This window comes from Neobacillus sp. DY30 (genome assembly GCF_030123065.1).
In the GTDB taxonomy this organism is placed as follows: Bacteria; Bacillota; Bacilli; order Bacillales; family Cytobacillaceae; genus Neobacillus.
Window position 1 is genome coordinate 5,493,393 of the sequence record NZ_CP126093.1, and the last position, 24,328, is coordinate 5,517,720.

Genomic DNA, 24,328 nt, shown 5'->3' on the forward strand with positions numbered 1-24,328 from the left:
CCTTACATTTTTACTTTAGCTAAATTAGAAAGACATAAGATAACTGGTTTAAATACCGATAACCACCTCCCTAGAATAGAAAGTATTATTGAAATTTATTGTCTTATAAGTAATAGTCTTAAACTGTGTTTCTAGGCGGTGAACATTAAGATTTTATATTTTCTAGTAAACTAGTATAAAAATCGTCAATAGTAATCGATTGACCATGATTAATTCTGGATTCTTCCGCAGCAAATGCCATTAGGTGACTTCTTACTGACGCAGACGCAGAAGAAACGCTGTCTTGTTTATTTCCAAATTGAATTTCTCGCAGGAAAGTTCTCATAATTCCATTGTCTCCCCCACCATGTCCTCCAATAGGATTGTCAAACTTTATGACCGTTTCATGTTTCGAGAGGAAATCAAATATCGAAATGCTATTTTCCTCCATGTTTCCACGTATCTCACCTTTTGTTCCCATAATTTGAACAATTCGTGTTTGTTCCCTCGTGAAACCACACATACTAAAGGTTGCTGTTGCCCCACCCTCGAATTCCATATTCACTACTTGATGATCGACTACATCATTATCGGAGCGGTATACGCAAATTCCATAAGGTGTTTCATTTAAGGCTTTTATGATGCCTTCATTCGAACCGTCTTCCGTAAATTTCTTCGCCCATCCTTTGCCCTCACCAAGATAATACCTGCCAGCATGAAAAGGGCATTCAAGTTCGGCAGGACAGCCCTCTAAACATCTCTTCGGTGCCCCAACAGGTGCATTTTCTTCCTTAAAATGCATCAGGGAGCCATAGGAACTAACCCGCTTACAATCCTTCCCAATCACAAAAGAAATGATATCCATATCATGACAAGATTTTTGAAGGATCATCGGACTTGACTTATCTTTATTATTCCAATTGCCGCGTACAAAGCTGTGAGACATATGCATGACTTCTACATTTTCATTTAATTGCAGGGAGACTACCTCACCGATTTCTCCTTTGGAAATAATGTTTTTTATCGTGGACCAGAATTCTGTATACCTCAAAACATGACCTATCGTTAGCTGCCGATTATATTTTTTAGCCGCTTGTTCCATCTCAATGCATTCTACTGGATCGGGGGACATTGGTTTCTCCAAAAGAACATGATAACCTAACTCCAATGCCTTCATAGTCGGTTTATAGTGATGACGGTCAAGTGTACAAATAATAGCAATATCCGCTATTTTTGATTCTTGGTCTAAGATCTCTTCCCATGACTCATAACAATGTTCTTCGGAAATCTGATGTTCTTGCTGAATTTTCGTTCTTCTTTCCTGATTCGGATCTGCCACACCGATAATAGTTAATTCATTAGGATGACCTAAAGCATAAGGTGCGTATGCTCTTGCCCCTCTGTCCCCTGCTCCAATAAGGATTGCCGTCATTGGTTTCATGTTAAACACTCCCACATTATTATTTTCCAAACATTTTCCCGATACTATCCAAACGTTTTCCAATAGTTGATAAAAAAAGAACCAGTTAGGTTCGTTTTATATTAGATGATTCCCGAAAGACTAATTGAAAAGGCAATGTTATTTTTATTGGAAGTTTAATTTTTCCTTCTACCATTTCCATAATGGTTTTAGCTGCCATTCTTCCCATTTCATATTTAGGGATATCTACCGTTGAAAGCTGTGGGGATGAATATTTACCCATCTCAAGATTATCAACCCCGAAGAAAGCGATGTCTTCTGGAATTCGAAGGTTATCTTCTCTTACAGCCCTCATAGCAGCGATAGCCATTAAGTCACTTGCACAAACCATGGCTGTCGGTAAATGCAATGGGTCTTGTTTAATCAGACCTTTCATTTTTTCATAGCTATTTTCCATTTTCCACTGTGTATTTATTACCCACTCAGGTTGGATATCCAGCCCAGCTTCTTCCATTGCTAGTTGAAAGCCTTTGAAACGATGCTCAGTATGTAAATCTTCAAAAGTTTCGTGACCACCGCCAATAAACCCTATGTCGCGATGCCCTTGCTTAACTAAATGTCGAACCACCATTTTGATTGATGCCTGGCGATCATAGTCAACAATCGCCATATTTTTATCCGTATAATAAAAGTCCAGCCCTACTACAGGGATATTTTGTTGAATATACTCGATAATGCTATCATCAATCTTATCGATAAGAAGCAGCCCTTCAATCCCTAGGTCATGAATCGTCTTAAGCAGAAGCACCTCGTTTTCTATCTCATCCTTAGTAATACTAATCAGAGTGTAATCATGATTTGCTAGTGAATCACGAATACCAGTATAAATAGTTGCAAAGTAAGGATTCGTTTCTGCTTGTTTTGGATTGGCTACCCAGCCAATTTTCATTGTTCTTGTGTTATTTTTCTCTTGCTTGTTGGTAACTAAATTCCTGGCATGTTGATTTGGTATATACCCTAACTCCTTAACAGCCTCCCAAATTTTTGCTTTTGTTTCCGAGTTAACATTTCTAGTCTGATCATTTTGAATGACTCTCGAAACAGTAGAAATTGATACACCAACGTGCTCGGCAATATCCTTTAATCTTATCACTATTAAAACACCTCTTAGTTATGCGATTAAGCGCTTTCTTTCATAGGATATCAAATTTTTATCCTATTCCGGAAATACTTGTTAAATTTTTATCATGTATTGTAAGAGAGGTTTTTATAGAACGGGTCCATCTACTCACGAAATTGGCGGGTTATAGGTACAAGTATTTTAAAAAAATAAGGTGACTGACTGAAAATTGCAACTACTAAGAATATAACTTCTCACCATTAACCTGTCAACCCATCAACATAAATTTTTTTACGGATAAGATGAATGAATCACTTATAGACAAAATGCCCATAAGTGATTCAACGTTTAGGTTAGTTCAGTGTAAAAGCGGCAGCGGTCGCCCCGCACAATGGATATACAAAATTCTACTGGCATTCCACCAACATCAAAGGCTGTTCGTTCCAGCAACAGTGCTGGTCGTCCTTCCTCCGTTTGAAGGTGTTTACTTTCATCTGCACGGATGAGGACGGGCTCAAATGCCTCTTTTGCTCTCGTTACAACGATATTAAACTGTTGTGAGAATAAATCATATAAGGAGATTTCGCCCACTTTCTTAAGCTGTTCTATATCTGAAACCACCCTTTTTGGAATAAAAGATGATTCCAATATATATGGTTCATTATTAGCACAGCGAAGGCGTTTCATTTCAATGACATTCTCATCTTCACTCAGCTGTAATGCTTCCTTGATTTTGGCTTCCGGTTTAACTTCTTCTATTTTCAGAATAATATCCTTAGGATTCAATCCTTTTTCCTTTAATACTTTGCTAAAACTGTAGAAACCCATCAATGACTGCTGCAGCTTCGGTTTTGCCACGAACGTTCCTTTTCCTTGGATTCGGTAAAGGATTCCCACCTGTACAAGCTCCTCAATCGCTTTTTTTGCCGTGTTACGACTAACCCCAAATTGATCCATTAACTGATTTTCCGATGGGATTTTATCGCCAGGTGTCCATTGTCCTTTTTCTATCGAATCTTTAATTCTTTCCATTAATTGGTGATATAAGGGAATTAAACTTTCGTGTTGCAATGGTTCCATGTTTATATGCCTGCCTTCCAAAATATACATACTCCATGTAAATTATATCACCATTGCTTGTAGAGTCAACCCAACAACTTTTATATCCATTCATGATAAACCCTTATATTTTTCACATGGAAAAATAAGACTGAACCACCACATGATCTGGGGTTAATCCTTCTTCATCAAAAACAACAATCTCATTTTGTGCTGTTAACAACGAGACCGGAATCTTATATTCCTCCTGCGGTCCGATGTTCCAGTACCGTCCTAAACAGTGGCCATTGACCCAAAAACAGCCTTTACTCATATGATCAAATCGAATTTTTACAATCTGACCGTTTTCTGGCTTCCAGTCAAAACGACTTCTATACCAGCGTGGAGAAATTGTTTGTGGATTCTCAACTGTCCATTCCTTTTCCTCTTGAAGCTGAGCAAATGATTTTGTTTTCCAGTTTCTAATTTGTTCCTCTTCCTTATATAAATAAAGATCAAACCGGCGAATACTAGTAAGGTGCTGGGCATCTAAATCGATTTCATTCTCTCCCTGCTTTAAGGCATCGCTTATGTCAGCTATCCCATAGACAGCACTGTCCCTAGACCAAGCCGTTTGACTCTCCATCAACACCTTTACAGACCTTCCATTGATCTGAACCCGTGAAACGCCCTCACCAACAAGAATCGCCCGGTCATAACCGTCATTTAGGAATGATTTTAAAAACCCAATTCGTCCTTCAATTTTTGGAATGTTGAATAATGGATGCGGAACACCACTGCCTTCCACCCGCCATCCTTCCCGTAATGATACATACTTTCCATGAAGGGCAGGCGCCTCACTCATCCCTTTTGGTTCGCCAATTGCTTCGGTAAAGTTGAAACGTCCCATATTCTGGACTAGGCATGTTAACGTATTTTTCCCCTTCTTAACCGGAACCTCAATCGCCGCAGCCCCAATTTTGCTAAGTTTTCCAATATATTGATCATTACAGAAAACCATGACAGGATCCTCAATTCTTGGAAAGACAATTGTCGAATCCTTCGCTTCCTCCGCATAAAATTCACTTTCATATCCTAAATAGCCGCTAAACTGACCGAAGCTGCTGAAATCAAGCGGTTTTTCAGCCTCTTTTACATTTCCGTATAAAAAACAAAGCTTTTCATCTGCCGCTTGCCACTGTAAGGATTGATAGGCAGTGCTTTTTTCCAACACTGTAACCGCATTTTCCAACGATACTCTTGATACGATTTCAATTGAATAGCTGGTACCATCCACAAAGGATAGCTGTACGGTTTGGGGCTGACTTCCATGAAATAAGTGAAACGTAATGAGGCCATCTTCTTCGGTTTCAATGTAGTTTGGCATTGGACAATGAATTTCAGCCTTTCTAGTAAGCTGTAATTTTAAGAATGAACGCTGCCCCTCCTCATGATAGATGACCGCCTGATTGGACTCGAACCCAGTAGTCTGGCCGGTGAGCGTCTGAATCGTAAACCGATTTCCTACGTTCACATGACGGACAATCGGTAAGACCGCATTTGCCTCAATCGTAAACGGAATCATTTCCCCTTCAAGTAAAACCTGGGATTGAACTCTTTCCTGTCTATGATTCTCAATAAATAGCACTTCGCCATAAGGACTGACAAGCCGCTGGGATTTTAAATAACTAGGAAGCTTTATATTTGTGCCCGCTTGCTCGGCATCTGTGAAAACCGGTTCAAGCCATTTTGTAAATGAATGAAACCTTTTTAATACTTCATATTTTCTTGTTGGCTGTAAATATTCATCAATGGCAACGTCATAATCATATGATGTTGTAGAAAATGTTTGTTCTCCAACTGTCCGTCCTCCCCAATGATCAAAATTGGTACCGCCAAAATACATATAATAATTGATAGCCGTAAACCCATTACTCAACAGCTGGTAGCACTCATATTCAAGCTGCTCCGGTGTTTTTTGATTGGCTTTATTTCCGCCCCATTGTTCAAACCAGCCGATCCAAAACTCCATAACTCCTTTCGGCTGATCGGCAAACCGATCATCTAAAATCTCAGCAGCGTGTTTTGCACCCGACCAAAAATTGCGGAATTCCACAGCACCCTCAACGGCTCCATAGCAGGTAACAAACGGTACCTCAATGCCTCTAGTCATCATACCGTCACGCAGATATTCCATATACGTTTTATCTGGTTTACCATAAGCCTGAAATTCGTTTTCAATTTGGACCATAATGACGGTTCCATTTTTCGTCAACTGAAATTCAGCAATGATTGGTATAACCCTATCAAAATATTTATCTACATATTGTAAAAAGAAAGGGTCTGCGGAACGATATTGAATTCCCTTTTTCGTAGAGAGCCACCACGGTAATCCTCCAAAATCCCATTCTGCACAAATATATGGCCCCGGTCTCGCAATCACATAGAGTCCTTTGTCAGCACATAAATGAAGAAAATGCGCTAAATCCTTGTCTCGAGAAAAATCCCATTCTCCTTCATAAAATTCATGAAAATTCCACGGTATGTAAGTTTCAATTGTATTGCATCCTCCTGCTTTTGCCTTGTCTAAGACTTCACTCCACTCCGCTCTTGGAAGACGGAAATAGTGTATGGCAGCAGATAGAATAAAGATTCTTTCGTTCTGAATCTTCCAGCTCTTTTTATCATAGGTAATCATCTAAACGCCTCCACAAATCGGTTGATTTTCAGTCGCTTTCTACACATATTTTCGATTGTAATCATATAACAGCCCTAAGAGACCTGCTAATCCGAGTAACATTATGCCCAATTCAAATTTACCGACCGTCTTTTGACCAATCAAAATCAATGTAAGACAAATGATCAGAGCAATGATTTTTAAGATAACGATAATAGCAGCCTTCATTAAAAAGTCCTCCAATCTGTTTTCAATAGGGTGGTATTAGTCCTTTAATCCACCAAGGGTCATTCCTTGTGTTAATTTCTTTTGAACCATAATATATAAAATTAAGGTTGGCAGCATAACAAGTACCATTCCCGCATACATTTGTCCGTAATTAGCGGCAGATTTTTGAGCTGCCATTAAGTTCATGAGTCCAACAGGCAATGTTTTATTTGGACCCGGTATTAAGGTTAGAGCAATAATATATTCATTCCAAAAGGCAAGAAAATTAAATAAAATAACGGCAATAATACTTGGCCTGGCCATAGGAATCATAATTGAAATCATTGTTTTAAGATATCCGGCCCCATCGACCAGCGCCGCTTCCTCATAAGTAGAAGGAAGCGTTTGGAAGTAGCTGGATAATAGGTAAATGGTGAAGGGCAGAGCTGTCGAGGCATAAACCACTGCTAAAATAAAAATATTGTCCAGCAGGAATCCATCACCAAATTGTCCCCGTAAGAGGTTATCCCCGTCCAACAACAGTAAGAAAATTGGAACCACAATATAATTCACATTGATAAATAATCCCGCTTTAAACAAACCGTTCATGAAGCGGCTGCCTCTGAAGGTGTATCTCGCAAGCACATAGGCTGCTGGCAAAGAGACGACTAATAAAATGAGAAGCGCCAAAGCTGTCACGATAACGGAATTTAGCATATAGGTACCCATGTTTGCCTTTTGAAACGCGTCAATGAAATTTTGGAAATAAAACCCTCTTGGCAGCTCCCAAGGGCTTCCATAAAATTCCGAGTTTTGCTTCACTGAAGCTAAGAAAACCCATACTACAGGGATTATAATAGAAATGGCTAATGTAATAAGAGCGACATAGATAAACAAGCGATAAGCTGTTTCTGCACTCATTCCTTTTTGTGTTTTCATCGTTCATGAACCCCCTAATACTCCAGAACTTCCCGTTTAGTGACAAGGCTGACAATCGCAGACAACGCGAAAGAGAATAGGAAGATTACCACCCCAATAGCCATACCGTAACCATAAGAAGAATTCGTGTAAGCCTGTTTATACATGTAGCTTAAAAATACTTCCGTCGATCCGTCAGGCCCGCCGCCTGTCATCGCTTGGACGAGAAGAAAGCTTAAATTAATCGTACTAATAATGAAGAAGGTTAATGTTGTCCGGATGTTATTCCAAATCAACGGTAAAGTAATACTGAAAAATTGTCTGATCCGTCCAGCACCTTCTAGAGCCGATGCCTCATAAAAACTTTCCGGGATACTTGCCATACTCGACATGTACATCACCATATAATAGCCAATGGCCTGCCAAACAAGGGCTCCACCGATGCTGTAGATAGCAATTTTTTGATTTCCGAGCCACATTTCTTGAAGGTTCTCAAGGTTAAATAACGCAAGGAGATTATTCAACAATCCTGAGGTTGGATCATAAACCGCAGAAAAAATTCCAGCAATGACCACAATGGATAAGATATTAGGGATATAGAAAATAATCCGGAAAAAGCTGTTGCCTTTCATCTTTTCTCTTGTAAGCAATGCAGCAAACAAGATTGCCACCATCATCGTGATGAGTGTAACGATAACAATCAATACAATACTGTTTTGAAGAGCTCGAAAGAAATTCATATCATTCCATAAAATTTTGAAGTTATCAAGTCCGACAAATACCTTATTGTTAGAAAACCCTCCCCACTTATACAAGGACATTCTGAATACCTCAATCGTAGGGAAAATCATAAATATGGTTAACAAGAGCAGTGCAGGTGTCGTACAAACAAAAATAAAAATCCTTTTTTCTGCTGTTTTATTCATCGCTATCACCTCAGTTAATAAATATAACGGTGAGGAAGTTTTCTCACCGTTATATAAGTGAAAACTATTAAATTAGTTATTTTAACGCTGACCGCAATTGATCGCTTACTTTTTCAACTGCCTTTTGCCAGTCTTTTACGTTTTTATCACCGGAGACAATACTATCGATCGTTCTGAATAATGTATCTGCCATGCTGACACCCTCTACAGCTTCTGTGGCGGCAAATCCGCCCATACCAGCTTTTGCGCCAGAATCATAAATACTATAGAAGAGTTTATTGTCACCAGTTAACTTTTCAGAGATTCCTTCAATTGGCTGAACCGCACCAGCTTCTGCAAAAATAGCCGTTGCTTCATCCGAATACACATACGTCATGAACTCCTTCGCTGCCTCTTTATTATTAGCTGCAGCAGGGATCCACATTTGTTCGAAGAAGGTAAATGCGTAACGGTCTCCGTTTTCTTCAATCGCTGGTAAAGCTGTCATGCCCCATTCAAAACCATCTGCTCTTGGTGCTTCACCCATTTCGCCAACGACCCACGTACCATTCGGCATGAAAAGTGCTTTATTATCGAGAACCAATTGCTGGTTTTTTGTATAGTCTTTGTCATTAGCATTAGCAACCGTTGTTGTTTCTGTATACTCCGCTAATTTACCGACAATTTCAAAGGCTTTCGTTGCTTCTGGAGATTCCCAAATGCCATCTTTATATTGCATCGCTTTATTGTAGAAGTCAGGGCCGCCTGCTTCTAATAGTAAGGAAAAGAAGAATGCATCAAAGTAACCTGTCGTAGGATACGTGAATAAAGCGATTCCTTCTGCCTTCGCTTTCTCACCAAGAGCCCACATCTCATCCCAAGTCTTCGGTACTTCCCAGCCTTTTTCTTTTAACAAACTGGTATTATAGAACAATCCAGTTGGACTGTAGAACATCGGCGCCAAGTATGTTTTGCCGTCATTATAAGGGTTCGTTGCCAGGGTATCAGTAAAACCCGGTACTAACTTACCCTTAACCTTGACATCCTCACCAAAAACATTCTTATCTAAAACATCAGTAATGTCCTCTAAAGCTTGATCTTTAATCAATGTCTCTGTTAGCGCAAGTTTTCTTCCGGTACCTAATAAAACTACATCCGGATAGTTTCCTGCTTTCATATTCGGGCTGATAACATCCTCGAGGTTTTTATCGACCGTTAATTCAACATCGACTTTCGGATTGGCTTCTTCATAGGCCTCAATCACTTTGGTCCACATATCCTTACCATAAGCCGATTCAAGTGCCGCCACATGAAGAGTCTTTTTTTCACCAGAGTTTTTCCCGTCACTAGAATTATCAACCTTACTACTTTGACATGCTATTAAACTAACAGATAACAATGCTGACATCCCTGCTAACAAAGCTTTCTTTTTCATCTTGCTCTTCCCCCTCTTTTTTAATTTATAGCTAAAGTATAGTTATGAAAAAACGCTTTCACAATAAACATCTTGTTCAGTTTTTTAGATATCTTGCTTTCCATTGTAATAATCCACTAAAAATTCTATACTTTAAGAAAGACGCTTGATAAAGGGAGGGAATCATTTGTCCAATAATGTTTATGAGGTTCCGCAATCGAAACGAGGCCATCTTCCTGTAAAACTCCTCTATGTAACAAAATCAAAATATGATAAAGATTGGCATAGTACCAATCATACTCATCACTTTACAGAACTCTTGTATATTACCAAAGGCAGAGGGACTTTTGTTTATTCCAATAAAGAAGTTCCTATTCAGGAACATGATTTGATTGTCATTAACCCGAATATCGAACACACAGAAAAGTCCGGTCCCGATTACCCGCTCGAATATATTGCACTTGGTATCCAGGGTCTCGCATTTTCATCTTCTGAAGATCCGTGTCTACAAGTCACTTTTTTCAATTATAAACAGGAACAAAAGGTTTATCTCTCTTACCTGTATGAATTAATAGAGGAAGTGGAAAGCCAAAAAGAAGATTATGAGTTGATTATTCAAAACATATTAGAGATATTACTGCTGAAAATGATGAGGAAAAAAGCTTTTAACATGGAGAAAACCTCTTCTGAAAAAATTAGTAAAGATGTAGCATTTGTCAAAAATTATATTAAGCAGCATTTTCGGGAAGAGATCAATTTGGATATTTTAGCGGAGGTTGGTCATATCAATAAATACTACCTTGCCCATTCCTTCAAAAAAGCATTCGGCGTTTCACCGATTGAATACTTAATTCAAACCCGTATCCGGGAAAGTAAAATATTATTAGAAACGACTAACTACCCAATTTCTAATATATCGACCTTTATCGGGTTTTCTTCCCAATCTTTTTTTGCACAATCCTTTAAGCGAGTAACGAATTTGTCACCTTCACAATACCGTAATGCCCAGAATTCTAAAAAAGGTAAAACTAGAAAATCCAAATCTAGTAAATGAAAACTTAGTATTCAAAAAGACGATTCGGTGTTTCCTTCCGAATCGTCTTTTTTGTAAATCAAATTTTTTCCTAATTTCCTGCGGTGACAGGCACCTGTTCAATCCGAAGATTATCTAAAATAAATGTTCCTGCCCCAGTATCTCCATTCAAACCAGTTCCATCACTGAAAATTCCAATATACGTTTGCCCATTCAGAGAACCAGTGACAGTAAATTCAGCCGTTTTGGTTTCAGTTGATGCCGGCAGTGTAGTATTTGTAGTCAAACCTTTCGCTGCAGTAATATCCCGCACATCAATTTCCTCTTCTCCAGAGATGATACGATAAGAATTAGCCGTTGTCTGATAGTCAAAGGAAACTTTATAGGTTACTCCTGGTTCAAAGCGGAAATGCTGTGGAATGGTACGATACACCAATCCTTTATTTCCAGTATTGACTTTGACAGACCAATTTCCTGCAATAACATCATCAACTAATTTTTTGCCTGCCCATCCCTTTTGTGTATACGGAGCATGCAATTCAGACAAATGAATTCTGTTGTCTTCTACTCCTTCCGTATTCCCAATCACGAATGGGTAGATTCCTTGTACTACCGATTCAAAATCTTGTTCAAAGACTGTTGATGATACCTCATTTTTCAATGATTTTTGAACAACACGGATATCATCAAGCCTTGTATTTCCTTCGCCTGCTTCCCGGCTGAGAGTCAATTTTGCTGTTTCGGATACAGCCGTAAAGCTTACTTGAATCCTTTGCATTTTGCTAGTGTATCCATCATTGGAAGCGTGTGAGTCTGCTTTAACATAGTTCTTCTGCAGGCTGCGCAGCGTGAAATTGCTGACATCCTTCTCCCCGCCCGTTACTTCGATTCCAGCCTTCACATCACTGTTATTCTCAATATACACCTCTGCCACATAATCCTTGCCAGGTTCAAGGTCCGTAATCGTACGGCTAACAGTTGTAAATTTTGATGGACTTTCCATATTCAAATAATAGTCGCCGCTGCTTAAATTACGGCCATTTCCTGTTTGATTCGTTCTTATCACACTAACAGCATCTTTGTCTCCAGCAACTTTTGTATTTTCATCTTTTACGGTTCCTGAATTAAATCCTGTGTCATAGACATGGGCACCCTTGCTCCAGTCGTCAACTTGTAAGCCCTTGCCCTTTTTATCCGGAACAATAATATATGGAGTGGCTGCTTCAGCATTCAATGTCACCTGATTATTTTCGACCTTGACTTTCTGTACAACTGTTCGACCTTGATCGGTTAGTTTATAGACATAAACTTTAGATGTACCGGCATATTCGTTTGGAAGTGTCCAAGTTGTTGTCCCGCCTTCCAAATTCCAGTGATAGAGTTTTTCAGAATCCGGAGTTGTTTTTTCAAAATCTTGCTCTACCCATGGAATCAGATAAGCATGCTCATCAAGAACAACATTTCCATTAAGGGTAATGATACGTTCCCTAGAGTCATCTTTTCTAGTGACAATAACTACATCACCGTTACTTGGATCTGTTAATTTAATCTCTTTTTCCAAGTTCGTTTTTTGCTTGTCACCTTCTACATTTGTCCAATCAGTAACATAATATTTTTGTAGAAATTTAGTTGGGACATTGGTATCGAATGTCATCCTGATAAATTGATCAAAGTTTTTATCTGACTGCCATCCTTCAAAACCGGCTAATTCAAATCCTCCAAGTAATGGATGATCAGCCGTACCGCCTGCTTCAGGCCAATTCAACACCCAAGAATCTTTTTGGTGGTTACTTATAAAACGAAGTACTTCTGAATTGATCCCTTTGCTGGCAGGGCCGCCATAGTTCTTATCCGTAGCCCAGTGCTGCCAAGTTGAATAATTGGCTACTGACGTTCCAAACTCCGTTGTTACCCTCCAGCCCCGGTCATGAAATTGCTCTGAAATTCGATTTGATTCCCATTGATCTTGATACCATACATCTAAATAGACGAAATCAAGACCCGGTGCCGCAGCTTTTAATTCGTCTAGTCTTTTTGCACGCGTTCCTGAGTACAAATCCCTTAATTTATTGATGGTATAGGATTGGTCTAACCAGCCCCAGCCTCTTGAATTCGGACCGTCAATAAAATCATCACTGAAAGCCTTCGCTTCAGGATACGTTTCTTGCGCATTAATATGGACCCCAAATTCAGAATTGTACTTATGACCCTCTCCAATTAGGGTTTTTAAATCATCCGCACCTCCGATTCGTTCACCAACATCGCCATAATCCGGGTGCGCACTGTCATGACCTTCATTTCCATAGCCTTTTAACAGTACTGCCTGACCTAATCCATCTGTAGCAAGAGCGACCTTTTTTACATTATCCAATGTTTTTAGGAATGGCTGTTGTGCTTGTGACCCAAAGTTCATTGCAATTCGTGTGCCGACAATATTATTTACATTCTTCGATCCTGGAATATCCTGCATGATATCACGGTAAACAATCGCACCGTCCTGCCAGTCGACTTCGTGATCATGATTGGCGTCTTCTGCAATGGCAATTTTCACAGTAGGTTTTTCGGACTGTGGTTTCGGCATAAACTCTCTCTGGTAATATAGCAAACTAGAACCGATACCAACGGCTTTCGTGCCATCTTCATTCTGATAACGATTCGCAACTAAGTTACGGTAGCCATTGACCTCTGAATTAGACCATACACCTGCACTCAATGTGTCAGTTGATAGGAATGCAGTATAGTATCTTTCTGAAGTTCCAATGCTTCCCATGGATGTGTCAACTAGTACATCGACATCTCCAGGTTTGGTAACATCACTGCTAAGATTTGTTAATTTGGCTTTCGCATTGGTTTGAGACGAATGGACCGAAATAAAGTTCAAATCAGCCAATTCAACACTTTCTATTTTTGCACTATCAGCATTATTGATTTCTTCAAAGGTATAAATGACTTGATTATTTTTGACCTTTAATAACACTTTAAAAACAGCATCAAGTTTTTCCCATTCATCCTTCACTTTTAATGTATAAAGTGCTTCCCCTTCGTTTAGCTTCTCAAAGCTTACTTCAGGATAGTAAAGATTTCCATTCACTTTCAATCCGTATACTGGCGATTGTTGTCCGTTCATGACTTTATCGCCCACTCGGTATTCGATGACACGAGGGAATACTTGGTCAATCATGACGTCCATATAGTCTGATCTTAGTGTATCCACAACTGGTGGAGTATTGGGTGGTTTAGGGGCAACATACTCTTTAATTTTAATATTTGAAATCGTGATGGCAGCAGCTCCGCGGCTCTTTTCAAAACCAAGTAATCCTGCTTGATCAACGCCGCCAGTTAACGTCCAGCTCGTTACCTTTTTATCATTAATATAAAGGGTAGCTACATCATCCATGAATTTTAAGAGTAAATGATAGGTTTTATTTGCTTCCAATGGCACATCAGAAGTCATCGCCGTCCAAGTATTGGCTGGACCAAAGATTTCACCGAAATACTGATTGTTTTGATCCCCTGTACCTACATACGTATAGGCAGATGGATTTTGAACACGATAGATGAGACCAAACCGGTTCATTGCATTGTTCCCTGGAGTAATATCTGCTTCAAACGTACCATTTTTAATGGCTTTCATATTATTGTAGACAATTCGATTCTTTTGGGTAGAGGTTACATGAAAGGTTGCTGAACCATCTTCATTGTAGGTAACTCTTCCATCACCTGATAAGATTTTAAAATCTCCTTCTTCGAGTTGTTCATCGGTAATGTCGACAAGTTCTTCCTCCTGCTTTACTTGCCCGCCATCTCCAGGATTTACGTCATTTCCTCCAGTTAAAATGGGATCCTCTGAATTTGTTTGTGGTGCTTCTGCACTTACTGGTGGAACGAACCCCGTTAAAAACATTGGCAAAAACAACACAATTGCTAGCAGTGAATGGGTAATTCTCTTAAAATACTTACTTCTCAATTCCTCTCCTCCTTTAAATTCCATAGTTTAATAATTTTAAAAAGATGATGATACCTGCAAACGGCAATCAAAAAATTAGCAGCAAGTACCACCACCTGTTCGTACTTTAGCTTACTTTTATTGAAACGCTTTCACAATAAACATGTTGTTCAAATTTTTAGAAATATTGTTTTTTACATAGGCTGTTTTAAAGAAAATTGTTAAATTTTACACCTTGATTGGAGCAAAAGGCACTAAGACCCCTCGAAAATCCATGGTCCCACAATTACGGTAACAATAGACCGGGATACTGCCGATAAACTAGGGCTCCCGAAATTATCGTAACAATCAGGCGGGGATAGTGCCGATAAACCATGGCTCTCGAAATTATCGTGACAATCAGGCGGGGATAGTGCCGATAAACCATGGCTCTCGAAATTATCGTGACAATCAGGCGGGGATAGTGCCGATAATCCATGGCTCTTGAAATTATCGTAACAATCAGGCGGGGATAGTGCCGATAAACCATGGCTCTCGAAATTATCGTGACAATCAGGCGGGGATAGTGTCGATAATCCAAGGCTCCTGAAATTATCGTAACAATCAACCCCTTATAAATTTTTCGGAGCGTGATGTAAATGGAGACCATTCAAATATTAATTGCCGATGATATGGAAGCCCTTCGCAGGCGGCTTGAGAGAATTAAAACGGAAAGAAATAGCGGAAGCACGTGCCGTAGAAGTAGAAACGATAAAAAAGCAAATTAGCAGCTTGTTGAAAAAATTTGATAAGAATTCGACCAAAGAAATTGTCATCGATGTAACCGAACTGAAACTATTCGATATGATTAAAGATATTTCGTAGAGGTAACCACTGATTTTAGCGGTACCTCTTTTTTATCTGGCGGTTTTAACTTTTATTGGGTTAAGGACTAATCCTTCTTCGCTGTTCATGTGATATGTCCTCAAGACCCCGGATTAAGGACTTATCCTTCTTGAAGGCTGCTAGTGATTTGTTTATAAGCCTCTGTTCAATCTTTACTAGCTAATTTTCTTCGGTCCTCAGCTAATGGCGGTTGTTCCAGCCAGCCTTTTTCTATTAAAAGTTGAGCCCCGTCTTCTGCATATCGCCCTATGTCTGCCATTAAATAGGTATATTTTAAGGCAAGGTCCCTTCGCTGTGAAACGGATAAGGCAGCTCCTAAATAGCCAACTCCTGCTGAAACCATAATGACCGTATGAAGCAGCATCAGTTTATCGGAGAAAGGAGAGATGGTGGAATCTGTTACTTCAGATACCCATGACCGTGGAGAAGAGAGATCTTCCTTCGAGACAATGGCACTAAGGATATCAAACTGTTTTTTACAGATGTCTTTCCCTCTTTGAAAGTACTTTCGCAATTCCTTTGTCTGACATACTTGCCCGAATGCAATTTCCAGGACAACCTTCACGACTGTTTTTTGCATATTATAGCTTAGTCCGCTTATCTCTATTGCATTTAAAGGCCTTTTATCTCCAAACCAGCCCGTTAGATAGCTTTGACTATGTACAAAATCAACTTGCTTAGGTGTATTGATACGCGGAGGTTTACTATAAATTCCTTTTTGCAGCATCAGTTCAACAATTCGATTGTGCAGCTCCAGAGCCTCTACATTGCATTCATTGAAGAACTTTCTTTGATCTAATCGTACAGAAGTACTAACTGCTCCAGCATAGCCTGTTAGTCCATGTATGGTCATAATTAACATATAAACAAGCATAAATGTATCTGTAAATAATGCAGGTGCGTTAAAATTAACATCCTCTTTCGTTGAGAAACCCTTTGGAATGGGAAAGTCCTCTTGATTGAAAAAATGTTGAATTTTTTCAATATGCGCTTCTGATAAACTCCTTGCAAATTCTAAGATTTCCTTTACTTTTGTATCCTGGGATGTCTCAATCGCATGACTTAGGACACAAATTGCTAACGAATCATTCATATATTGAGTCCAAAGATTGGCTATTTCCCCTGTTGTTAATGAAACGTTATGCATACTCTCTTCCAACCAGAAAACCCCATTTCACAACTTCGTATAGGGTTATTATGTAAAATATGGGTAATATCTATTACGAAATTTGTCGAAATTTAGACGTTATTACAAAATAACTTAATTATGGGTCGAATCCTGTCTAATTATAGGAATTTGGTAGTAACAAGATATACCGATATCATTTCTCCTTTTCTCAATTTTTTTTCTTTTTAAATCAGTGTTCACAGCAAAGAAGTTCTATGTTACTATCGGGAAGGCTTTGGAAAAATGCTATCTCATAATCGAAGCACTTCGAAATCAAGTCATCGCACCATCCAAACCACAGTACTAAAAATCTTTACGAGGTGTATGATGAAAACAAACAAATCCGTTCAAATCGAAAACGACAAACTTTTAATGGACATTGTGGAGATAAAGAGAAAACTAAGTGAATTATTTAACCGAACAGGTCCAAATACTTCCGAATATATAAGTCTCTCAATCAAACTCGACTTCCTGATGAACGAATACTTTAACGAGAAAATGGAACAATTCATATAACTTGTTTGAGACCAGTAAAAATTTGCTGGTCTCTTTTTTATCTGCCTTTATCAAAACGTAACTACTCAAGGCAGACCTGGATTGACCCAAAAACCAATTCACCTCCGTTCTCGGTCACTCCAGCACACACTCGAGCTATAATTTTGATTTTTTATTTTTTCTAACCATGTCCTTTTTGCCTTCTTTTCTATATATAAAGGGTGAAAGGAGGTGATTAAAATGGCACAGGCAGTAATCACATCGTCTAAGTTACGGTTAGTGTTTCAAGTAGGTATGGATGACGATGGAAAACCGGTTTTAAAGTCGAAGACACTTAGTAATATCCAGAAATCAGCGACAGCTGATCAACTATTCCAGGCAGCACAAGCTTTGACCGGTTTATCCAACGATACTCTCAGCAATATTGAGAGAGTCGACAATGCAGATTTACTAGCTTAATGAAAAAATAAATAGTGATAGGAGGTGAATGATATGGTTAAAACATTAGAGTTGGAGTTTACGACCGAGTTTGGTAAATCGGCCCGTTTATCAATAGAAAATCCGAAGGAACCAATTAACGGATCTGTGGTCAAAGCGGCGATGGAGGAAATGATTGCCTCAGGAGTTTTCACATCCACTAACGGTAATTTTGCTTCTGTAAAAGGAGCCCGCGTAATTGAACGCAATGTAACGGACTATGAAATCATTTAATAGAGTAGAAGGAGGCCGGGTTCCATAGGAAGCCGGCCTCTATTAAAGGAAAGGAGTGAAATCTCGTGGAGCAAATGATACCTCTCATCAGTGAGGTAGGATTTCCAATTGTTGTGACCCTCTATTTGCTATATCGGATTGAATCGAAGCTAGATATGGTCGTCCAATCGATTCAAAATCTTCCCGAACGGATGAAAGCATAGCAGCTAAATCGAGGATGTAACAGCCAAATTAATAGAACCTTAAACCTTTGTTCATAGTTTGTTCATACTTTTGGGGTAAGATAGATACATGAAGAGGACAAACTTTTTTCTCTCTCTTCCATAACCCCCTTTTATAAGATTTCTTTTTTGGATTCGGCAACCGGCCGAATCCTTTTTTTTATGAAAAAATTCTATACCTGACTGGCATAAAATCGAGTGTTACTCACTATTATGTAACGTTTCGTTCTTTTTTTCGTCTTTGAGGTTGGAATTTTTTGTAAAGCAGGTGTTGTATGAAGTTAACAATAAAAAAGTGTATAGAATGTGGCGGGACATCATTTACCCAAGCAAGTGAACATCAATGCCTTCGTTCAATCGAAAAAAGTTTTACAAAGGGAACCGTAGAGAACTATATTATTTGTTTAAGCTGTGGCGAAATTCTATCAATTAAAATCCTTCACTCTGGTAAATTAAATTACGGCAATCATTAATTCATGTGATTACCGTGCCTAATAAACCAATTTTGAAAATTATTACACACAACAAAAGCACGGTGAAAATCTCCACGCATGCCTTGTGTTTATTATTTTTTCTTATGCATAACCGTCTGTGGCGGTTCTTCCAGCCAGCCATGCTTTATCATCAATTTTGCCCCTTCATGAGCATATTCAAAGATATCTTTTATAAAAATAGATAGTTTTGCTGGCAAGTCATTACGTAAACTAAAAGCCGTTCCAAGTGAATTTCCGCCCAATGAAAAACTGCAAAATAGGCTGACACAATACATCATGATCTTATCAGAGAATGGAGCGTGCGTTGAGTTCGTAATATTTCCTCCATGAGTTGACGGTACTGGAATATCATTTTCTATCATAATTTCACTCAATTCCTTCACAATCCCTTTAGCAAGCTCTCCCCCTTTAGAAAAGTACTTACTAACTCCTTTTTCCTCTGCAATTTGTGCAAATCCAAATATCATTTGCATTCCCATAATATTCGATTCAATCGCATGATAGATATTTGCAATCTCTACTGTATTTAAAGGTCTTTTTTCACTTAAAGGATTAAAGCCTCCAAAATAGCCTGTTCCTTTCACAAATGCTACAGATTCCGGTGTCGATACATAGGGCGAACGAGGAAGTAACCCTTTTTCAAGTAAATATTGGGTAAAAATGTCATAATATTTTTGTGTAATAATCGTAAGCTCTCTAAAAATCATGGTAATGTCCTTACGATAGCACATCGTTAAATTCAACGTATGCATCCCCATGCTTATTTCTTTTATCAAGCGGACAAACATAATATCAAAACCATTATCATAAAACGGCGGCACATCTTTACGGACATCCTTTTCCGAAAATCCGATAGGAATTGCAACACCTTCTTTTTCAAAAATAACCTTTATCTTTTCTGGATAAGATTTAACTTCATTATATAAATTGGTCATCATTTCTTTTGCTTGTAAATCGTCTGCTTTCTCAATTAAGTATTCTAACATGTGTACAATGATTGTTTTTTGTTGGTATGTGTTCCACAAACTTCCGATTTCGGAAGATGATATGGATGGGTACTCAGGCATAATTTTTCCTCCATACTTATGTATTGTACATATATATCCGCATAATTAATTAGTTTAAACATCCTAAGATTTATCATTCATGAACTTTTTACTCCGCCCTTTAAAAATAAAAAAATTATGCTTGCGTAAGCGCTTTTAATGGGTTTATAATATCTATAAACCGGTTTACTAAATCGATTTACTAAAACGATTTATTTATTACTTCAAAGAAGGTGTCATTACCATGCAAAATGTAATTGTTCCTTTAAATGCTTTTGATAGAGTTGAAGTCTTAGAGAAAGGACAAACTTCTTTTATTAAACTGATTTCCGAATCAGGTGCTTATGGGGTTGAAATACGGAGAGAGTTATTTTCAAAGCAAGAGCTGCCACTAGAAAGGTTAAAACATGAAATCGAACAGCAGCAGCTATTTACAGTTTATTCAGCTCCAGTCGAATGTTGGAAAAACAATCATCAGTTTAATGAACAAGAATTAACGACGATTTTTCAAGAAGGTAAAAAGCTTGGAGCCAAATGGATAAAGGTATCACTAGGACATTTTGATCATGTCCAGTCGGATATCTTTCAACTCCGGTCCTTTTTACAGCAGTATCAGGAAATGCAATTATTTGTGGAAAATGATCAAACGCTGTATGGCGGAAATGTTACCAATTTAAAATCCTTTTTTGAAAGCGCAGCCGAACAGGACGTACCCGTCAAAATGACGTTTGATGTTGGAAACTGGTACTATTCCAATCAGGATGTAGAGTCAGCATTAAGTCAGCTAGCACCCTATGTCAATTATCTTCATTTAAAACAAGTAGATAAGGAAAAAGGAGAGCTTGTTACCCGTCCATTGCAAAAACATAGTAACCACAGCTGGGAAAAGGTTATGAACCATCTTCCTTCACACTTAGTGAAAGCGCTTGAGTTTCCGATCCAACCAAAGGAAAAAACAAAAGAGTATATTCAAATGATAACAGAAAGTGAGGCGTTAACATGACACAGTTAGATGTCGTTACATTTGGCGAAGCAATGGCGATGTTCATGGCCAATCATCCTGGCTCCTTACATGAAGTCGGCCAATTCACACGCGAGCTTGCGGGTGCTGAAACCAATGTAGCAATTGGTCTTGCCCGACTTGGTTTTGGCTCTGGCTGGGCGAGTAAAGTAGGAAACGATGCCTTTGGAAGATTTATTATCGAGCGACTCCAAAATGAAAACGTCAACATTGACCATGTTTTACTAGACAACACGCACCCTACTGGGTTCCAATTAAAGTCGATGGTAGTTGTAGGAGATCCTGAAGTTCAATATTTTCGTAAAGGATCCGCTGCAAGCCATCTCAGTGCAGATGATTTTAATCAAGAGTATTTCATAGCAGCTAAACACCTGCATATGACGGGTATTCCATTAGCAATCTCAGAAAGTGCACGGGCATTTGCCAAACATGCATTAACATTTATGAAAAAAAACGGCCGGAAGGTTTCGTTTGATCCGAATTTAAGGCCGACTCTTTGGGCATCACAAGAGGAAATGGTAAAAGAAATCAATGAAGTGGCTTTCCAAGCGGATTACGTTTTACCGGGATTGGCTGAGGGTGAAATTTTAACAGGTTTTTCAAACCCTCGTGATATCGCGTCCTTTTACTTAGATAAGGGTGTCGAGCTTGTCGTCATTAAGCTGGGACCGGCTGGTGCTTTTTATAAAACCGCAAGTGAAGAAGGAACGGTACTTGGTTTTCCAGTTGAAAAAGTAATCGATACTGTTGGGGCCGGCGATGGCTTTGCTGTTGGTGTGATTAGCGGACTCCTTGAGGGTCTCTCGATTCATGAAGCAGTGGTTCGAGGAAATGCCATTGGTTCTCTGGCTGTCCAGTCACCAGGTGACAATGATGGTTATCCCACAAAAGAGCAATTAGAAAAATATATAGAAAAAACCTTACAGGGAGTGAAATAACATGAACCAAAGTATTGCTAAAAAAAGATGGTTTTATCTGATTCCTATTGCTTTTATCACTTACAGTCTTGCCTATCTCGACCGTGCCAATTATGGATTTGGGGCTGCTTCCGGATTAGCGAAGGACCTTGATATTACAGCAGCTACTTCCTCCCTGCTCGGTGCACTTTTCTTCTTAGGGTATTTCTTTTTCCAAGTACCTGGTGCCGCTTATGCGGAGAAAAAGAGTGCCAAGGTACTGATTTTTTGGTCATTGATTGCTTGGGGTCTACTAGCTACCTTTACAGGCATGGTAACAAATGTAAAGTTACTATTCGTCATTCGTTTTGCCCTTGGAGTCGTTGAAAGCGCTGTTATGCCATCCATGCTTGTTCTTTTAAGCAACTGGTTTACGAAAAAAGAACGTTCTCGTGCCAATACATTCTTAATTCTTGGTAATCCTGCAACCGTATTATGGATGTCGATTGTTTCTGGTTATTTAGTTGAATCTGTCGGCTGGAGATGGATGTTTATTATTGAAGGTCTCCCTGCTGTTCTGTGGGCATTCATTTGGTGGAAACTTGTCAACGATAAGCCGCGTGAAGCAAAATGGTTAACCGATAAAGAAAAGTCCGATCTTGAAATGCAATTAGCTAAAGAGCAAGAAGGAATCAAGCCGGTTAAAAATTACGGTGAGGCCTTCAAATCAAAACCAGTAATTCTGTTAAGCGCTCAATATTTCTTATGGAGCATTGGAGTATATGGATTTGTAATGTGGCTGCCTTCTATTATTAAAGCAGCACCAAATATGGATATTGTTACAACAGGCTGGTTATCTTCCGTCCCTTATATTTTAGCCATTGTTCTTATGTTAACAGCTTCTTATTTCTCTGATAAAACCATGAACCGAAACGCATTTGTTTGGCCATTCTTATTAATTGGAGCGATTGCATTCTATGCTTCTTATATGATTGGAACTTCAAATTTCTGGCTGTCATTCACTCTATTAGTCATTGCTGGTGGTGCGATGTATGCGCCATATGGTCCATTCTTTGCCATCATTCCTGAAATTCTGCCGCGTAACGTTGCTGGTGGTGCGATGGCATTAATTAACTCGATGGGTGCGTTAGGATCCTTCGTTGGTGCCTATATTGTAGGATATTTAAATGGTGCAACAGGCGGTTTTGGTGCTTCCTATATCTTCATGGCAGGCTCTCTATTCCTTTCTGCCATCTTAACAATTTGGGCGGTAAATACAGCAAAAAAGGGGAGCAGCAAGTCCGCAGATATGAAAGTGAGCGCGTAGCAGCCTATAGATTTTTAAAGCTGGATATAAAGAGGTCAACAGCCTTAGAAAAATTTCTAAGGCTGTTATCCATTAAGAAGGGGAGTTTTTTTACATGGGTGTTGAAGAAATTAAAAGAAGAGCCGTTGTCGCTGTGATTCGCGGTGCTTCTGTAGAAAGTATTATTCCAATGGCTAGGGCTTTAAAAGATGGCGGTGTTACCGCGCTTGAAATTACAATGGAAACGCCAAAAGCATTATCAGTCATTGAAAAAGCAGCCGATGTATTTGGGAATGATATGTTTGTGGGCGCAGGAACGGTGTTGGACGCAGAGACAGCACGTGCCGCAATTTTGTCTGGGGCGAAATTCGTTTTTTCACCAACCGTTCGCAAGGAAACGATTGAAATCACGAAGCGCTACGGGGTCATCAGTGTCCCGGGTGCTTTTACACCAACAGAAATTCTAACTGCTTTTGAGTATGGTGCAGATGTAATTAAAGTGTTCCCGGCAGGAAGCGTGGGTCCAGATTATTTTAAAAATATCGCCGGTCCCCTGCCCCACATTCCTTTAATGCCAACAGGCGGTATCGATATGAATAACGCAAAGGACTATATTCTTGCCGGTGCTGTGGCGGTTGGCGTTGGCAGTTCACTTGTCGATCCTAAGAGGGAGTTAAGTGATGATTATTTAGCTTTGATTACGGAAAATGCTAGGAAGTTGATTGAAGAGGTCCGCACAGCGCGGTTAGCTTAATTTTTGAGGATGACAGAGTTGGTCATCCTCTTTTATTTTGTCTCTGCTAAAGCTAGCTTCTTTACGAAGATCCTTATGAAGGACGAATCTCGCTGGGAATTCTCCTGATCTGTCCTTCATCACGCTTATGAAGGACGAATCTCGCCGGGAACTCTCCTGATTTGTCTTTCATCACGCTTATGAACGACGAATCTCGCCGGGAACTTTCCTGATTTGTCTTTCATTACGCTTATGAAGGACAAATCTCACTGGGAATTCTCCTGATCTGTCCTTCATCACGCTTATGAAGGACAAATCTCGCTGTGAATTCTCCTGATCTGTCCTTCATCACGCTTATGAAGGACGAATCTCGCTGGGAATTCTCCTGATTTGTCCTTCATCACGCTTATAAAGAACGAATCTCGCTGAGAACTTTCCTGATTTGTCTTTCATCACGCTTATAAAGGACGAATCTCGCCGGGAACTCTCCTGATTTGTCTTTCATCACGCTTATGAACGACGAATCTCGCCGGGAACTTTCCTGATTTGTCTTTCATTACGCTTATGAAGGACAAATCTCACTGGGAATTTTCCTGATTTGTCTTCATCGCACCTTTATAGACACTGTTTCATTAATCAACAATGTTTTCTCATTAAAACTTTACTCGGCAGATAAACTGGATAATTAGTGGGTT

The 24,328-nt window shown here is 39.2% G+C and carries 23 protein-coding genes; 11 read left to right on the forward strand and 12 right to left on the reverse strand.

Annotation, left to right across the window (positions count from 1 at the left end; translation table 11 throughout):
• Positions 1 to 145: 145 nt before the first annotated feature.
• The 8 genes from QNH29_RS27110 to QNH29_RS27145 form a co-directional block, all read right to left on the reverse strand.
• Complete coding sequence (locus QNH29_RS27110) at positions 146 to 1,420, reverse strand: Gfo/Idh/MocA family protein (RefSeq protein WP_283862358.1); 1,275 nt, start codon at positions 1,418 to 1,420, stop codon at positions 146 to 148.
• A gap of 85 nt (positions 1,421 to 1,505) precedes the next feature.
• On the reverse strand, positions 1,506 to 2,552 hold the full coding sequence (locus QNH29_RS27115) for a LacI family DNA-binding transcriptional regulator (RefSeq protein WP_283862359.1): 1,047 nt from the start codon (positions 2,550 to 2,552) through the stop codon (positions 1,506 to 1,508).
• Between the two features lie 315 nt (positions 2,553 to 2,867).
• Positions 2,868 to 3,599, reverse strand: a complete 732-nt coding sequence (locus tag QNH29_RS27120; RefSeq protein WP_283862360.1) for a GntR family transcriptional regulator — start codon at positions 3,597 to 3,599, stop codon at positions 2,868 to 2,870.
• Between the two features lie 112 nt (positions 3,600 to 3,711).
• The gene (locus tag QNH29_RS27125; RefSeq protein WP_283862361.1) at positions 3,712 to 6,255 is read right to left on the reverse strand and encodes a beta-galactosidase; all 2,544 of its coding nucleotides are present in this window, start codon (positions 6,253 to 6,255) and stop codon (positions 3,712 to 3,714) included.
• A 39-nt stretch (positions 6,256 to 6,294) separates the two neighbouring features.
• A complete protein-coding gene (locus tag QNH29_RS27130; protein ID WP_283862362.1) occupies positions 6,295 to 6,462 on the reverse strand; it encodes a DUF6903 family protein in 168 nt (55 codons plus the stop codon).
• A 36-nt stretch (positions 6,463 to 6,498) separates the two neighbouring features.
• Positions 6,499 to 7,380, reverse strand: a complete 882-nt coding sequence (locus QNH29_RS27135; protein ID WP_283862363.1) for a carbohydrate ABC transporter permease — start codon at positions 7,378 to 7,380, stop codon at positions 6,499 to 6,501.
• A 14-nt stretch (positions 7,381 to 7,394) separates the two neighbouring features.
• The gene (locus QNH29_RS27140) at positions 7,395 to 8,285 is read right to left on the reverse strand and encodes a carbohydrate ABC transporter permease (RefSeq protein WP_283862364.1); all 891 of its coding nucleotides are present in this window, start codon (positions 8,283 to 8,285) and stop codon (positions 7,395 to 7,397) included.
• A 76-nt stretch (positions 8,286 to 8,361) separates the two neighbouring features.
• Positions 8,362 to 9,699, reverse strand: coding sequence for a carbohydrate ABC transporter substrate-binding protein (locus QNH29_RS27145; RefSeq protein ID WP_283862365.1), 1,338 nt, complete (start codon positions 9,697 to 9,699; stop codon positions 8,362 to 8,364).
• A gap of 166 nt (positions 9,700 to 9,865) precedes the next feature.
• On the opposite strand from QNH29_RS27145, the gene QNH29_RS27150 reads away from it, so the two are divergent.
• Complete coding sequence (locus QNH29_RS27150) at positions 9,866 to 10,732, forward strand: helix-turn-helix domain-containing protein (protein WP_283862366.1); 867 nt, start codon at positions 9,866 to 9,868, stop codon at positions 10,730 to 10,732.
• A gap of 70 nt (positions 10,733 to 10,802) precedes the next feature.
• Here the strand turns inward: QNH29_RS27150 and QNH29_RS27155 are convergent, their stop codons facing one another.
• Both QNH29_RS27155 and QNH29_RS27160 read right to left on the reverse strand, forming a co-directional pair.
• Complete coding sequence (locus QNH29_RS27155; RefSeq protein ID WP_283862367.1) at positions 10,803 to 14,678, reverse strand: endo-alpha-N-acetylgalactosaminidase family protein; 3,876 nt, start codon at positions 14,676 to 14,678, stop codon at positions 10,803 to 10,805.
• A gap of 265 nt (positions 14,679 to 14,943) precedes the next feature.
• Entirely contained in the window at positions 14,944 to 15,306 is a 363-nt protein-coding gene (locus tag QNH29_RS27160) for a hypothetical protein (RefSeq protein ID WP_283862368.1), read from the reverse strand.
• Positions 15,307 to 15,323: 17 nt separating this feature from the next.
• Here QNH29_RS27160 and QNH29_RS27165 point away from each other — a divergent pair, with 17 nt between their 5' ends.
• Complete coding sequence (locus QNH29_RS27165) at positions 15,324 to 15,521, forward strand: helix-turn-helix domain-containing protein (RefSeq protein ID WP_283862369.1); 198 nt, start codon at positions 15,324 to 15,326, stop codon at positions 15,519 to 15,521.
• Between the two features lie 166 nt (positions 15,522 to 15,687).
• On the opposite strand, the gene QNH29_RS27170 is transcribed toward QNH29_RS27165, so the two are convergent.
• On the reverse strand, positions 15,688 to 16,701 hold the full coding sequence (locus QNH29_RS27170; protein WP_283862370.1) for a DUF3231 family protein: 1,014 nt from the start codon (positions 16,699 to 16,701) through the stop codon (positions 15,688 to 15,690).
• Between the two features lie 333 nt (positions 16,702 to 17,034).
• Between QNH29_RS27170 and QNH29_RS27175 the strand changes: the two genes are divergently transcribed.
• The 5 genes from QNH29_RS27175 to QNH29_RS27195 all read left to right on the forward strand — a co-directional run bounded on the left by QNH29_RS27175 (position 17,035) and on the right by QNH29_RS27195 (position 18,610).
• Positions 17,035 to 17,226: a Spo0E family sporulation regulatory protein-aspartic acid phosphatase gene (locus tag QNH29_RS27175; protein WP_283862371.1), complete on the forward strand. Its 192-nt coding sequence runs from the start codon at positions 17,035 to 17,037 to the stop codon at positions 17,224 to 17,226.
• Positions 17,227 to 17,445: 219 nt separating this feature from the next.
• Positions 17,446 to 17,664 carry a DUF1659 domain-containing protein gene (locus QNH29_RS27180; protein WP_283862372.1) on the forward strand — a complete coding sequence of 73 codons (219 nt, stop codon included), beginning with the start codon at positions 17,446 to 17,448 and terminating at the stop codon, positions 17,662 to 17,664.
• A 33-nt stretch (positions 17,665 to 17,697) separates the two neighbouring features.
• Positions 17,698 to 17,916, forward strand: coding sequence for a DUF2922 domain-containing protein (locus QNH29_RS27185; RefSeq protein WP_283862373.1), 219 nt, complete (start codon positions 17,698 to 17,700; stop codon positions 17,914 to 17,916).
• A 65-nt stretch (positions 17,917 to 17,981) separates the two neighbouring features.
• Positions 17,982 to 18,119: a YvrJ family protein gene (locus QNH29_RS27190; protein WP_034673739.1), complete on the forward strand. Its 138-nt coding sequence runs from the start codon at positions 17,982 to 17,984 to the stop codon at positions 18,117 to 18,119.
• Between the two features lie 293 nt (positions 18,120 to 18,412).
• Positions 18,413 to 18,610, forward strand: coding sequence for a hypothetical protein (locus tag QNH29_RS27195; RefSeq protein WP_283862374.1), 198 nt, complete (start codon positions 18,413 to 18,415; stop codon positions 18,608 to 18,610).
• 92 nt (positions 18,611 to 18,702) lie between these two features.
• Here QNH29_RS27195 and QNH29_RS27200 read toward each other — a convergent pair whose 3' ends face one another.
• Positions 18,703 to 19,698 carry a DUF3231 family protein gene (locus QNH29_RS27200; RefSeq protein ID WP_283862375.1) on the reverse strand — a complete coding sequence of 332 codons (996 nt, stop codon included), beginning with the start codon at positions 19,696 to 19,698 and terminating at the stop codon, positions 18,703 to 18,705.
• A 223-nt stretch (positions 19,699 to 19,921) separates the two neighbouring features.
• Here QNH29_RS27200 and QNH29_RS27205 point away from each other — a divergent pair, with 223 nt between their 5' ends.
• The 4 genes from QNH29_RS27205 (at position 19,922) to QNH29_RS27220 (ending at position 23,654) form a co-directional block, all read left to right on the forward strand.
• Positions 19,922 to 20,680 (forward strand): sugar phosphate isomerase/epimerase family protein, encoded by a 759-nt coding sequence (locus tag QNH29_RS27205; protein ID WP_283862376.1) that lies wholly within the window; start codon positions 19,922 to 19,924, stop codon positions 20,678 to 20,680.
• The gene (locus QNH29_RS27210) at positions 20,677 to 21,636 is read left to right on the forward strand and encodes a sugar kinase (protein ID WP_283862377.1); all 960 of its coding nucleotides are present in this window, start codon (positions 20,677 to 20,679) and stop codon (positions 21,634 to 21,636) included. The genes QNH29_RS27205 and QNH29_RS27210 overlap by 4 nt, the downstream gene beginning before the upstream one ends.
• 1 nt (position 21,637) lies before the next feature.
• Positions 21,638 to 22,921, forward strand: a complete 1,284-nt coding sequence (locus tag QNH29_RS27215; RefSeq protein ID WP_283862378.1) for an MFS transporter — start codon at positions 21,638 to 21,640, stop codon at positions 22,919 to 22,921.
• 94 nt (positions 22,922 to 23,015) lie between these two features.
• Complete coding sequence (locus QNH29_RS27220; protein ID WP_283862379.1) at positions 23,016 to 23,654, forward strand: bifunctional 4-hydroxy-2-oxoglutarate aldolase/2-dehydro-3-deoxy-phosphogluconate aldolase; 639 nt, start codon at positions 23,016 to 23,018, stop codon at positions 23,652 to 23,654.
• The last annotated feature ends 674 nt before the right edge of the window (positions 23,655 to 24,328 follow it).